The 12,655-nt window shown below is 42.8% G+C and carries 12 protein-coding genes; 9 read left to right on the forward strand and 3 right to left on the reverse strand.

Annotated features, from left to right (window positions below; genetic code table 11):
* Nucleotides 1-84 precede the first annotated feature (84 nt).
* Nucleotides 85-627, forward strand: coding sequence for a hypothetical protein (locus tag KJ365_RS06230; protein WP_214450760.1), 543 nt, complete (start codon nt 85-87; stop codon nt 625-627).
* Here KJ365_RS06230 and KJ365_RS06235 read toward each other — a convergent pair.
* Nucleotides 616-1,506, reverse strand: a complete 891-nt coding sequence (locus KJ365_RS06235; protein ID WP_214450761.1) for a hypothetical protein — start codon at nt 1,504-1,506, stop codon at nt 616-618. The two genes, KJ365_RS06230 and KJ365_RS06235, sit on opposite strands and share 12 nt — an antisense overlap.
* Before the next feature lie 195 nt (nt 1,507-1,701).
* Here KJ365_RS06235 and KJ365_RS06240 point away from each other — a divergent pair, with 195 nt between their 5' ends.
* Nucleotides 1,702-2,262 carry a Slp family lipoprotein gene (locus tag KJ365_RS06240; RefSeq protein ID WP_214450762.1) on the forward strand — a complete coding sequence of 187 codons (561 nt, stop codon included), beginning with the start codon at nt 1,702-1,704 and terminating at the stop codon, nt 2,260-2,262.
* Between the two features lie 466 nt (nt 2,263-2,728).
* A complete protein-coding gene (locus KJ365_RS06245; protein ID WP_214450763.1) occupies nt 2,729-3,304 on the forward strand; it encodes a hypothetical protein in 576 nt (191 codons plus the stop codon).
* Between the two features lie 75 nt (nt 3,305-3,379).
* Here the strand turns inward: KJ365_RS06245 and KJ365_RS06250 are convergent, their stop codons facing one another.
* The gene (locus KJ365_RS06250) at nt 3,380-4,540 is read right to left on the reverse strand and encodes a tetratricopeptide repeat protein (RefSeq protein WP_214450764.1); all 1,161 of its coding nucleotides are present in this window, start codon (nt 4,538-4,540) and stop codon (nt 3,380-3,382) included.
* 447 nt (nt 4,541-4,987) lie between these two features.
* Between KJ365_RS06250 and KJ365_RS06255 the strand changes: the two genes are divergently transcribed.
* The 5 genes from KJ365_RS06255 (at nt 4,988) to arsB (ending at nt 10,763) form a co-directional block, all read left to right on the forward strand.
* Nucleotides 4,988-7,972, forward strand: a complete 2,985-nt coding sequence (locus KJ365_RS06255) for a TonB-dependent receptor plug domain-containing protein (protein ID WP_214450765.1) — start codon at nt 4,988-4,990, stop codon at nt 7,970-7,972.
* Nucleotides 7,973-8,197: 225 nt separating this feature from the next.
* Nucleotides 8,198-8,533, forward strand: a complete 336-nt coding sequence (locus KJ365_RS06260; RefSeq protein WP_214450766.1) for a metalloregulator ArsR/SmtB family transcription factor — start codon at nt 8,198-8,200, stop codon at nt 8,531-8,533.
* Nucleotides 8,534-8,547: 14 nt separating this feature from the next.
* Nucleotides 8,548-9,018 (forward strand): arsenate reductase ArsC, encoded by a 471-nt coding sequence (locus tag KJ365_RS06265; RefSeq protein WP_214450767.1) that lies wholly within the window; start codon nt 8,548-8,550, stop codon nt 9,016-9,018.
* The gene (gene arsH / locus KJ365_RS06270; RefSeq protein ID WP_214450768.1) at nt 9,018-9,737 is read left to right on the forward strand and encodes an arsenical resistance protein ArsH; all 720 of its coding nucleotides are present in this window, start codon (nt 9,018-9,020) and stop codon (nt 9,735-9,737) included. The genes KJ365_RS06265 and arsH overlap by 1 nt, the downstream gene beginning before the upstream one ends.
* Nucleotides 9,738-9,746: 9 nt before the next feature.
* Complete coding sequence (gene arsB, locus KJ365_RS06275; protein WP_214450769.1) at nt 9,747-10,763, forward strand: ACR3 family arsenite efflux transporter; 1,017 nt, start codon at nt 9,747-9,749, stop codon at nt 10,761-10,763.
* A gap of 114 nt (nt 10,764-10,877) precedes the next feature.
* On the opposite strand, the gene KJ365_RS06280 is transcribed toward arsB, so the two are convergent.
* Entirely contained in the window at nt 10,878-11,063 is a 186-nt protein-coding gene (locus KJ365_RS06280; protein WP_214450770.1) for a YgaP family membrane protein, read from the reverse strand.
* A 366-nt stretch (nt 11,064-11,429) separates the two neighbouring features.
* Between KJ365_RS06280 and KJ365_RS06285 the strand changes: the two genes are divergently transcribed.
* Nucleotides 11,430-12,590: a tetratricopeptide repeat protein gene (locus KJ365_RS06285; RefSeq protein ID WP_214450771.1), complete on the forward strand. Its 1,161-nt coding sequence runs from the start codon at nt 11,430-11,432 to the stop codon at nt 12,588-12,590.
* The last annotated feature ends 65 nt before the right edge of the window (nt 12,591-12,655 follow it).

Consider the following 12,655-nt stretch of genomic DNA (forward strand, 5'->3'; position numbering starts at 1 on the left):
GGGCAGGATGCCTTTTCGTATATGGTTATGTTATAAAACTCACCAACCTAATTTAGATTGACCACTTTGCAAACAAGGAATGTTATGAAAATCACTCTATGCTCCATATTAATGCTTTTTTCCACGTTAGCTCTGGCCGACGATGATTTCAGCTGGCTATTGGAAGATGGCTCACCCGCACCGAGTACTGACAGTCAAAAAAGCATTGGTGGGTTTGGTGCTTGGCTACTAGTCACTCCCGACAAAGACTGGGAAGCAAAATGGAATACGCCCGCGGAGCACGTTCCATACTTCAGCTCAGCAGACGAAGTCAGAATTGGCGATGACTTAACTATCCTCCCGTTTTTTGCCAACCCTAAGCTTAATGATGAAGCCTATTTTGAAATTGTGTGTGATATCCGGGTTGAACGGCCAGACGGAACGATGTCGTTAGACCAAAGCAATATTCCCTGTGCAAATGGCATCATTACGGTTGACCCTAAAACAATATTCCTTAGCCAGATGGTGGTTAAATACATAGGTGAAGAAGGCGACCCGTTCGGCAAATGGACCGTGTATGTTGATTTTACCGATACCCTAAGAGGCGTGACGGTGCCGCTAAAGGCTTCATTTAATTTAATTGAGTAAACTCACAATGGCCGCGTGTGCCATCAATCCGTTCTGATGCCCCACTTCAGGCACGGTGGTTAGTTGCCAGTTAAATGGTATGTTGTGTTTTTCTGCCAGTTGTTTTGCCTGCGCGTAAAAATAGTAACCTCGGGCCAGACGATGCGGCCCCTGCGCCATTGCCGGCGCCGCTCGCCTCAAGCTAGGATGCTCAGGATCGTTATCTGCTTCTCCTAACAAAACCACTACAGGTTTTTGCAAGGCTGCCAGTAAATCATTTTCAGTAACCGGTGTATTGTTGAGGCCATATGGAAAATCAATCGTAAAATCGGGACGTGTATACCACCCGGCATTAGCGGTCACAATTTTTGATACCCGCGCCTGAGGCACAAAAAAGATAAAACGATGCACAAACTGCGAGCCAGCAGAATGCCCGTACAGCAAATAGTCAGTGGATTGATTAGAATACTTGGTTTTTACATAGTCAAACAGTGGCTCGATGGCTGAGAAAGCCCATTTTTCTTTGGGGTTTACTTGTTTGAATTCTGTTGTGGCAAAGACATTTCCAAGATTATAAGCGAGGGAGCGAGGAAAGTTCTCTTTGGTAAATTGAGCGGCAATGAGCAATAAGTTGTGTTGCTCGGCAAGGGCAGTCCACTCGTCTCTATACCTATCTGCATCACGGTTTGTTCCGTGCATCACGAACAAGACTTTACTGTTGTTGTTATATTCAGAGGGTGTGTAAGCCCAAACTTCAAGTGGAGTAACCGCCCATTGTGAAAAGGTGAACTGGTGTTTTCCTTTAGGGAGCGATGACTCCACTGTGTTGTTAGCTATGGCCTGTGCTGACACCAAGCATAATAAAAAAATGCAAAAACGAAACGAAGTAAAAGAGCGCATAATCTCTCCTAAAGGCACCCACCAACTTGTTTGAATGTAATCGCTTTGTTTATTGGTGTCTATAAAAATACCAAGCTAAACCTTTACATGCAAAGCTGTGTGATCAGTGGGTAATGATTGACACACAAACAAATTGCGATAACACTATTTAGAAGTTCAGACGCTAATACTGTTGGCGTATTGTGGAGTAGATAAATGAAAGTGTGGAGCATTTTAGCCATTGCTTTGTTAGGGCTTTGTGGATGTACGATTGTCCCAGACGAAATACAAGTGCATAACCCCGATGCCTTGGTCTCGTTCGAGGAGCTTATCAGCAAACCCATTGACCCGAGTCATGTAGGCGCTGAAGCCCGATGGGGCGGGATGATTGTCGATATTCAAAGACAAGACGGTGTAGCGATTCTCGATGTGCTGTATCTTGACCAGAGTAAAAGTGGGCGCCCAGTTATCAGCGAATACGGAAAAGGTCGATTTAAAGCCATCATCGCGACCAATGAAGATACTTCCATATTTGAGCATGACCGATTAATCACCATTGTAGGTGAAGTTGGTGAAGCGCGAGCTGGGCTCATTGATGGGCGTGTATATACTTATCCAACCATCAATGCGCAGCGTTTGCACGTATGGAGCGCCCCTGAGTACAACGAAGATTACATGGTCTTTATGGAAGTGATGCCGGATATATCAAGTCGTGAAGCGATCTGGGACCCTTGGTATGGGCCGCGTTCGCGGGCTGGCCAAAAAAATCAGAAATGAGTTAGACGGTTTGCTTATCACTCGTTTCAAAAACGTTTGTTGGCGCAAAGGCAGTCTTAAAATTCATGTAACGTTCGTTTTGGTATTGCAATAAGCCACAAAACAAACCTACAAAATATTTGCTACACAGACGTTGTTTAATTCAATAAAATGCGTGCATGTTGTAATTTTGAGTGCTGTTTGAATGCATCTTTGAAGTAAGTGCTGGATGATAGGTCTGGATGTTATTTTCATAAGAAATGAAAACTATATGTCTATCGTTATAGTGTTCAAAAAGCTTCTTTAACATTCATGTAGGAAAGTGATAATCTATTTTTAAGTTGATAATCATGAACTTTGATTCAAAAAGCTGTGAGGCGTAATGCAAAAACTGCTCGTAACAAAATTTGTCCTTATTTTTTCTTCCCTTGTAACAGCTAACACGCACGCTGACACTCCGGAAGCCTGCTCGCTAATAAGCGATCCCATGCAACGCCTAGCTTGTTATGATGGAATTTTTTTATCTTCTGCGGCTAAAAAAGTAGTACCCAAACCAAGGCAAAACGTGGTGAGCGTTCACCCAATAGCACCTGATAATATAGATGTAGTCACAAATAAAGTATTTGAACAAGATACGCAGCATCCTTCCGCCAATTCAGGCAATAGTGGCGTTATTAAATCGGCTGACGAAGCGCTAGCAGCAATCTCCATTCCGCTAAATGCTGAAGTAGTAAGCAATATAAAGTCTGTGCCTGAAGAGAGCGTAAAAAGTGCCATTAACAGCGTACCTAGTCCAGAAGACTTATTTGGTGCGGAACAACTCAAAGGTCAGTCAACGTCAACGCCCGACGAGGTAGCGTTTACCGTTACCAATATATCGGAAAATCGTAACAAGATTCGCACCTTTACCTTTAGTAATGGCCAAACATGGCGAGAATCTTCCAATACAGGACTTCGCGTAAAACTAGGTGATACGGTCATTATCTCAAAGGGTGCATTCACGTCTTACTTTTTATCAAAAGAGGGCATAAATAGAAAAACGCAGGTAAGGCGGATTCGTTAATATTAGTGTCAACATTTATAATGTGCAATACACTAAACAACACTAGGTGGGCACTAATTCAGTGGCCTAGCCATATTAGTCAAGTAAAGCGAGTTTTCCCTGATAACGACTTTTCCAGTCATCAAATTTAACTGTACGTTCGGCTTTTTGAAGAAAACGCCTAGTGTTCGTAAAGTCGCCCATTTCGGCGTACGCGGTGGCTAGGCCGAAGTAAAACTCATGCTTGTCATCATCCAGCGCAACGGCTTCCCGAAAATGCTTAATAGCTTGTTGAAACTTCCTTTTATCATTGGCTTGTTGCCCTAAGTTGAAATGATAGTATGGATTCAGTTTTCTTTTTTCCTCAACCTTTTCTAGCAATTTGCGATGTTCAGCAAAACGCCCCTGAGACGCATAGAGATATGCGAGGTTCTCCTGCAGTTGCAGGTAGTCTCGATTAATGCGGATTGCTGTTTTATAGGTAGTTTCAGCTTGCACAAAATTTCCGATAATTCGATATAAAATCCCAAGGTTATTTAAACTAGATACAAACCTATCGTCGGTTCGTAGTGAAGCATTTAAATAGGCAAACGCTCGCACATAATTCTTGTCAACCAATGCTTCAGCGGCTTTGTTGTTATAAAACATAGCAATAACTCGTGCCTTGTCGATTTTGCGAGCTGGAAAGTGCTCTTTTGGTGACAAGGGGTCAAAATCAACTTCGATGCTTGGACTTGCGACGGTAAATTTGCCTAGTTTATTTTTTTGATAAAACTTTAAATTGATATGACCATTCAGAACACTATATCCATCTTGACGTGTCCAGTACTCAGGGATAACAACTTCCTGAAAGTTCACTGACAGTTCTGCCGACGATGCTAGCGCATAGGTCATAATGGTAAGCGATAGACAATTAGCGGCCCTGTTTTCAAAGGTCTCACTTGCAACGGTGTTGGCGTGCGTCTTGTATAGCAGATTAAAGTCAGTTCGGTCAAAGATGTATTGCACTAGCGCCTGCATACGTTCACTCTGATCATCAATAGGCATTAATTGTTTAGTTACAAAGGTTTCGGCAGCCGCATTCAGAGCAAAAATTTGTGAAGGTGTTTCGATCACAACCTCTTTGTAGCCAGAAAATGGCTCTTCAAGCAGTAATGTATTGATGTCAATAATAACGGGCGATTGATGAATATTCTGGCAAGCGCTCAGGCAAAGCACAGCAAAAGCAGTGATGAATACGTCAAACAATCTCAGCATTAAAAACTCCGCCTTTAAATTTTTTTACCATCTTAAACACTCGTAAACATGTGTCGGAAGAGCACATATTTCCAATAAATGTGGACAGGTAGGCTCATGAATACCCGTAAACTTATAAGTACACGCTATCACAGATTTACTTAAATTTAAGCCGATAATTAAGTTTCGTCATATCTGCTTTCCCTTAAATGCTTTATTTATATGAAATTTAGATGTACCAGGGTGCATTTTTACTAGTTTAGCTACATTACGACTCCTTCACTTTAAATAGCGTAATGTGTACAAGAATAGACAACAAAGTAAACTTTTGTATCCATATCTTGCACCTTATGTTAGGAAGGATTATCATCAGAAATGAATAAAGATAAGTGTGTATATTTACTTATACTTAAATAGGGAAATAGAACACACAAAAAACGATCACCAAAACGTTCTAGGGAGAACATAATGTTAATAAACACAAAACTAGCGAAGTCAATTCGTTTAGCGTTGGTTTGTGGTGTTGCTGTATCAGCCGCTACAACCAATGTTTCATTCGCACAAAGTGCCTCAGCTGACGATGAGGCGGCCGTAGAGAAAATATCGATTACGGGTAGTCGTATTACGGCAGCAGAACTGGCATCTTCATCACCCATTACAACGATTGATGAGGCTGCAATAGAATTTTTACAAGAACCAGAATTTGAAAGAATAATGCGTTTGCAGCCAGGTATTGTCCCAGCAGACGGTGGTAACGTTAATAACGGTACGGCCGGTGCAGCGACGATTTCACTGCGTGGTTTGGGTGCGCAGCGTAGTTTGGTGCTACTAGATGGCAAACGTATGACACCTTTCAACGTGAATGGACAGGTAGATACTGCTGCTATACCCTCTGCACTTATCAAGCGTATTGACATCGTTACCGGTGGTGCATCAGCGGTTTATGGTTCAGACGCTATTGCCGGTGCGGTAAACGTTATATTAAAAGACGATTTTGAAGGCGTCGAAATAGAGTCTAACTACCAACAAACGAACGAGTCAGACGGTGATAGATTCAACCTTAACCTGACCGTAGGTAGCAACTTTGCCGATGGTAAAGGTAACGCGGTTATTTCTTTTGGGTATTTAGATCGTAAACCGGTTTTACTCGGAGACCGTCCTCTTGGTCTAATTGGGATTGACTCTGGCAGCGGTGCAGGTTTTAACGAGTTCTTAGCTGGTGAGCCAGCAGTGTTACCCCCAACAGACTGCCAAGCACCTGGAGCAGTAGATTTTGTTCAGGGTAGTGGTTCCACAACTTCTATTCCTACCCGCTTTGAAATTTTGGGTGCAGGTTCTGCAGGTTCATTCCAATTTAGAAATGACGGTACTTTAGGCACTGAATGTAGCCGCTTTAACTTTAACCCTTTCAACTATTATCAAACGCCTTCGGAAAAGTATTCAGTTACAGCTAAAGCAAATTATGAAATTAACGAACATGCTGAAGTGTTCTCATCATTTAACTTTACCAATACTACCGTTAGGCAACAAATCGCACCTTCAGGTACATTTGGTGCTAGCTTTAACTTGCCACTGTATAACCCATTAATTGGTGCATCTGCATTAAATACGGTTATCGACACTGCTAATGAACAACGCATTGCAGGGGTATTACTAGATTCAGAAAACGGCGGTCGTTGGATTGACACTAACGCTAACGGCGTTGTAGACACTGAGGATACATTAGGTGTTCGTTTGAGACGTCGTACGCTTGAGTTAGGCCCTCGGTCAACTAGTATCGATGCTGATTTATGGCAGATGAATTTGGGTGTAAGAGGAGCAATCACAGATAACTTAGATTACGAATTGTCTTATCAATATGGTGAATCTAACCGTCTGAACGTTGACGCGGGCTACACTAACCTCACTAACGTTCAAAACGCACTCGATACACGTGATGGAATTAACTGTGCTAATGGTGATTCGGCGTGTGTACCTATCGATTTATTTGGTGGCTTCGGCACCATCACACCAGAGATGGCGGCTTACGCGGGTGCAACGGCCTTCCAACAAGACTCCTACGAGCAAGAAATTATGACTGCATTCGTATCGGGTACGGTTGAAGAGTTCGTTATGCCCACTGCTAGCAGCCCATTTGCATTCAGTGCCGGTTTTGAGAAACGTGAGGAAACGTCTTTCATTAACCCTGATGAGTGTTTGAAACTGGCTCCAGCAAGTTGCTTGGGTGGTGCAGGTGGCAACGTGTTGCCAATCAGCGGCGGTTACTCAGTGGATGAATTCTTTGTGGAAGGTTTATTACCACTTGTAGAAGATATGGATTTTATTGATAGCTTGAATCTTGAGTTTGGTTACAGAACGTCAGATTACTCAAGTTTTGGTAGCACTGATTCATGGAAGCTAGGGGTTAACTGGAGACCCGTTGAGGAGCTTCTGGTTCGTGTGATGGCACAAAAAGCGAACCGCGCACCTAACGTTGGCGAGCTAAGCTCACCGGTAGTCCGCGGATTAGGTGATGCAACGATCGATCCTTGCTCAGTTGCAAACTCTAACATTTCAGCAGAACTCGCAGCATTATGTATCTCTACTGGTATGACAGCAGGCTTGGTAGGTAATGTTCCAGATATAATCTCTGGTCAGGTCAACACCTTCTCTGGTAGTGATCCAAATACTCCGCCTAACCCAGAAGAAGCTGATACATTTACGGCTGGTTTTGTATATTCACCAAGAGTTGATTTTGCAGAAAGCTTGACCATATCTGTTGATTACTACGATATTGAAATTACTGATGTTATCGGTTCATTCAGCCCTCAAGAAGTATTAGACGGCTGTTATGTGCTAGGGGATGCTGCAGAGTGTGCGAAAATTAAACGTCAAGGTGGTGACTTAACAGGTGACTTGGCGGGTATCGATACATTCACAACTAACTTAGATTACTTGCAAGCCGAAGGTATTGAAATTGGTTACAACGCAGTATTCTCCTTGGGCGAAATGGGTGATATTTCGGTTCAAGGTAACATTAACAAGTACCTCACTCAAGAGTCTCAAAGCTCAGCTGCAACGCCAGTATTGGACTGTAGTGGTTTTTACGGTACTAGCTGTGACCCAATTTCAGATTTCCGTTTGAATCAGCGTGTAACATGGAACTACCAAGATTTAAGCGTGTCGTTATTCTTGCGTCATATCGGTTCGGTTGAGTTGTTGCCAAGCGAACAACCAAGTGTATTTGAACCTTTCAGATCTATTGATGCTTATAACTACATTGATGTGTTTGCAAGCTATGCTGTAACTGATTATCTTACTGTATCTGCAGGTATTGATAATCTTACTGACGAAGAGCCGCCAGTAGTGGGTGGGGAAGTAGGCGATACTTCTTCTAACGGTGGTAACACGTTCCCAAGTAACTACGATGTGCTCGGCACTATGTATAAAGTGGGTGTTAGATTTAGATTCTAAGTCTGCTTCATAGTTAGCTAAATTAATGCCCTACTGATATCAGTAGGGCATTTTTTTTCTATACTGAATTCCTTTTCCAGAAAATATCACCTCGTAAAGTTTTGTCTTTGCAATTATTACCTAAAGTTTGGTTTATCGTCACATTGTCTTGCGGGTATGGTTGGGTGTTTACATCCAGCATTACATATGCGATATTTCACATATGTAAAAAATCGAATGTGAAAAATGAACCCTTGTACTTTTTTTAAATGCCTAGCCGATGACACTCGATTGAAATCACTTTTGTTGATTGCAAAGACGGGTGAAGCTTGTGTTTGCGACCTGATGGAAGCGCTCGAGCTAGATCAGCCAAAGACCTCTCGACACCTTGCCCAGCTTCGTAAATGTGGCATTTTGCTGGATGAAAGACGTGGTAAATGGGTATTTTACAGACTTCATCCTGAGCTCCCACCCTGGGCGCGAAATGTGATTGTCGAAGCTGCTGAAAACAATTCTTTATATTTTAGTGATGCATTAAATAAGTTAATGGCATCACAATCATCCACTCTCAACTGCTGTTAATTAAGAGCACCAATATGAAAATATTATATATCTGCACTCATAATAGATGTAGAAGCATCTTGTCTGAAGCAATCACAAATCAATTAGCCAACAGTTCAATTACGGCCAAAAGTGCTGGCAGTCAGCCTGCTGGCGTGGTGCATCCTTTATCGTTGAAGTACCTTGCCGAATCTGGTTATTCCACCGAAGGCTTAATAAGCCAATCATGGGATGATTTTGAAAGTTTCCAGCCAGATCTAGTGGTAACCGTTTGCGATTCGGCAGCGGGTGAAGCCTGCCCGCTATATTTTGGAAATAGCTTGAAAGTGCATTGGGGTTTAAGCGACCCATCAAAGATAGAAGGTGACGAAACTCACATTCGACAAGCATTCCTAGCGTGTATTAAAGAGATTGCTGAGCGCGTCCAAAAGCTCGAGAGCATAGCGAAACAGAACTTAAATACACCTGCTCTTAAGATGGCACTTGCTAAAGCGGGAGCCCAGTAATGCCAATCACAGAACACAACCTACCCAATATAGATGAAGAGAGCGTAAGCGTTCCAAGTACTCATAATATGAGGCTTGGAGGCGCTAAACATGCGCCTAAAATCTTACTTCTATATGGTTCACTGAGAGAGCGCTCGTTCAGTCGTTTAGTGATAGAAGAAAGTGCGCGATTGCTCAATGCTTTTGGCGCTCAAACGCGTATTTACAACCCAGAAGGCTTGCCTCAACCGGACACTGAAGACGAAACGCATCCAAAAGTAAAAGAGTTGCGTGAACTGATGATATGGTCTGAAGGGCAGGTATGGTGTTCGCCAGAACGCCATGGTTCTATGACGGGTATTTTTAAAAGCCAGATAGACTGGGTGCCTTTGAGTCTGGGCGGTGTGCGTCCCACGCAAGGAAAAACCTTGGCGGTTATGCAGGTTTGCGGCGGCTCTCAATCGTTTAACGCGGTCAATCAGATGCGTATTTTAGGGCGATGGATGCGAATGGTCACCATACCCAATCAATCATCCGTCGCAAAAGCATTTTTAGAATTTAGTGAAGATGGTCGCATGAAGCCCTCTCCTTATTACAACCGCATAGTTGATGTGATGGAAGAGTTAATGAAATTCACATTACTGCTTCGAGATAACAAAGAATATTTTGTAGACCGTTACTCCGAGCGCGTTGAGACCGCAGAGCAAGTGAGTCAGCGCGTAAATCAAAAGTCACTTTAAGGAGCTGTTATGGGCTTGTTTGAAAGATATTTATCGGTGTGGGTAGGGCTTGCCATTGTGGTAGGTATTATTGCAGGTTCGATAATACCCGATATGTTTACCGTCATTTCTACCCTTGAATTTGCGCACGTCAACATCGTGGTGGCGGTGCTTATTTGGTTAATGATTTATCCGATGATGGTGCAAATTGATTTTTCATCAATCAAAGATGTGGGTAAAAAGCCGAAGGGTTTAGTGCTTACGTTAGTGGTTAATTGGTTGATTAAACCTTTCACGATGGCATTTCTTGGTTGGTTGTTTTTTAAAGTACTATTTGCAGACTGGGTTGACCCACAAACGGCGACTGAATACATCGCAGGGATGATTCTACTGGGTGTAGCACCTTGTACAGCAATGGTATTTGTTTGGAGCCAGATGACAAAAGGCGATGCAAACTACACGCTAGTGCAAGTGTCGATTAATGACATTATTATGATTTTTGCTTTTGCACCCATCGCAGGTTTGTTGCTTGGTGTTACTGATATTACTGTGCCGTGGGACACGCTATTGTTATCTGTCGTTTTATACGTGCTAGTACCTTTAGTCGCTGGTGCACTTACCCGTAAAAAGTTAGATCGTGGGGCAGACCACTCAAAAATAGATAGATTCCTTGCCAAGATGAAGCCTTGGTCAGTATTGGGTTTGTTGGCAACAGTTACCTTGTTGTTTGGGTTTCAAGCCGACACCATTTTATCTAAACCTGAGGCAATAGTGCTCATTGCTATTCCTTTACTTATTCAAACCTATGGTATTTTTGCACTTGCTTATTACATGGCAAAGCGCATGAAACTGCCACACAATGTGGCTGCACCAGCCTGCATGATTGGTACATCTAACTTTTTTGAACTTGCAGTGGCTGTGGCTATTTCTCTTTTCGGCCTGCATTCTGGCGCGGCCTTAGCGACGGTGGTGGGGGTATTGGTTGAAGTGCCGGTTATGCTCTCTTTAGTATGGTTTGCTAATCGCACCCGGCATTGGTTTGCATAAGCCCTCACCAACATTGGTTGGAAATGACGCTTCTAGGGTAAATCAGAGCGAGGGAATTTAAAAAGTGTCTACCTTGCGCAATGCATGGCACCCATGCATTGCGAAGCGCCATGACTATTTGCGCGTACTCACACCAATAATTTTATAAATAGGACAGAAGTTAATTAATGCCGTGGCAATAAGAATAACTCCCACATAGCCCCAAGGTGTTTGTGGACCAATAAATACCAAACTGACTAATGCCAACCCTAGTACTAGTCTCGCAATTCGGTCAAACGAATGAAGGTTTGCTGCAAACATGATATTTCCTTTTATTATTCTGTTGATTCGTCGTTATTTAAGCTGCGCTTTTTTTAAGTATTCGCCGGATGCTGACCATGTTGTTTATTAATGATTAGCGTCAAATAATCTCTCTTTCGGACCGCAGCATAAAAGTGCATCATCACGCGGATGACTTACATCTACGTTACCATACTGTGCAATGCGTGAACATTCATACTATGTTCAAACAACCGACTCACCTATCTACCTATATGTTTGCGAGTAGAGGGCCATTGCCATGCATTCACCATCGCCTGTATTGACCATAGTGAGGGAGCAACATGTTCATTGTTGAGGCATAGCTTTTGTGATAATTTCAGTCTTGTATTAGCAAAGGGCGCTGACATGTTTATCTCTACATTATCTCGTTCGTTATTTATCTTAGTTTGTTTTCTATTTACCTTTGCAAATGTGCAAGCGAGCAACTTTGAAAATGCAGAAGCCGCGGGCTTACAGTATGTTACAGCCATTCAAAATAAAGACCTTCAAGCGCTTACCGATTTGTTTGACTCAACGGACTTCCCTACAAGAGTGGCGAACAATGGCGGGTTTGATCGCAAGCTGACACGTGAATACATCAACGTATATAAAAACGAAAAACAAAAGCTCGATATTGTGTCCAATATGTTCGTCAGTTTAAATACCGAGCAAGCTGATGTTCAGCTCGTGCGCATCATGCCCTTCAAAGAAGTGGAATATTCATCTGTAGTTCGCATGATTGCAAATGACGGTAGCATGGAATACTACTTTTTGAAGGTAAACGACGACGCCAAAATTGCAGACATTTTTCAAATCTCTAGAGGCACGTGGCTAAGTAATACAGTCGGACAAATGACCTCGCTTATGTTGGGAAATACCGAGGGCTTACTCAAACAGTTAACGCGCACACTCAACTCACAAAAGTCCGCCCTAGAGAGCTATCAACCGCTAATAGACGCGTATATTAAGGGAGACTATGCAACGGCATATAAGGTTTTTTTGAGTTTACCAGATGATTTACGCAACGTTCAGCAAGTGCAAGAAATGGCGGTTCTTACGGCAACGCATTTAGGCGATGATATTTACGCATCGGCGCTGACGAGTCTTAATGAAACTCACGGAGATAACCCAGACCTATCTTTTATGCTCATGGATTTGCATGCGCTAAACGGTGATTATAATTCGGTGATCAATAGCCTAACGATGGCTATGGAACTCACCGGCCCAGACGCACATTTACTTGATTTGCGCGGCGTATATTACTCATTGGTGAATAATTATGATGCGGCTTATCAGGATTATAAGGCCGCTATCATAGCTGAACCAAACTACATGGAAAGCTACTGGAGCCTTGTGGATTACCACAATGCACAAGCAGACTATCAAGCCTTGGCGCAAGTATTACAAACCATTATTCAAAGGTTTGATTGGCAAATCTCTGCCCAAGATCTTAAAGAGGCAGAGGGTTTCGAACAATTTGTACAATCTCAGGCATTCAAGGTTTTGTTCCCCGCAGATTCTGAGTGACCCTGGGGGGGACCGGCAAGCTTTTGCATCATCGCGTGATGTGCTCTATTCTTATTACTATCCAT

The organism is Glaciecola sp. XM2, assembly GCF_018595715.1.
In the GTDB taxonomy this organism is placed as follows: Bacteria; Pseudomonadota; Gammaproteobacteria; order Enterobacterales; family Alteromonadaceae; genus Glaciecola.

Bases quoted from the DNA above. Each gene is read 5' to 3' on its own strand.
- KJ365_RS06230 (WP_214450760.1), top strand. From the start codon at position 85: ATGAAAATCACTCTATGCTCCATATTAATGCTTTTTTCCACGTTAGCT.
- KJ365_RS06235 (WP_214450761.1), bottom strand. From the start codon at position 1,506: ATGCGCTCTTTTACTTCGTTTCGTTTTTGCATTTTTTTATTATGCTTG.
- KJ365_RS06240 (WP_214450762.1), top strand. From the start codon at position 1,702: ATGAAAGTGTGGAGCATTTTAGCCATTGCTTTGTTAGGGCTTTGTGGA.
- KJ365_RS06245 (WP_214450763.1), top strand. From the start codon at position 2,729: ATGCAACGCCTAGCTTGTTATGATGGAATTTTTTTATCTTCTGCGGCT.
- KJ365_RS06250 (WP_214450764.1), bottom strand. From the start codon at position 4,540: ATGCTGAGATTGTTTGACGTATTCATCACTGCTTTTGCTGTGCTTTGC.
- KJ365_RS06255 (WP_214450765.1), top strand. From the start codon at position 4,988: ATGTTAATAAACACAAAACTAGCGAAGTCAATTCGTTTAGCGTTGGTT.
- KJ365_RS06260 (WP_214450766.1), top strand. From the start codon at position 8,198: ATGAACCCTTGTACTTTTTTTAAATGCCTAGCCGATGACACTCGATTG.
- KJ365_RS06265 (WP_214450767.1), top strand. From the start codon at position 8,548: ATGAAAATATTATATATCTGCACTCATAATAGATGTAGAAGCATCTTG.
- arsH (WP_214450768.1), top strand. From the start codon at position 9,018: ATGCCAATCACAGAACACAACCTACCCAATATAGATGAAGAGAGCGTA.
- arsB (WP_214450769.1), top strand. From the start codon at position 9,747: ATGGGCTTGTTTGAAAGATATTTATCGGTGTGGGTAGGGCTTGCCATT.
- KJ365_RS06280 (WP_214450770.1), bottom strand. From the start codon at position 11,063: ATGTTTGCAGCAAACCTTCATTCGTTTGACCGAATTGCGAGACTAGTA.
- KJ365_RS06285 (WP_214450771.1), top strand. From the start codon at position 11,430: ATGTTTATCTCTACATTATCTCGTTCGTTATTTATCTTAGTTTGTTTT.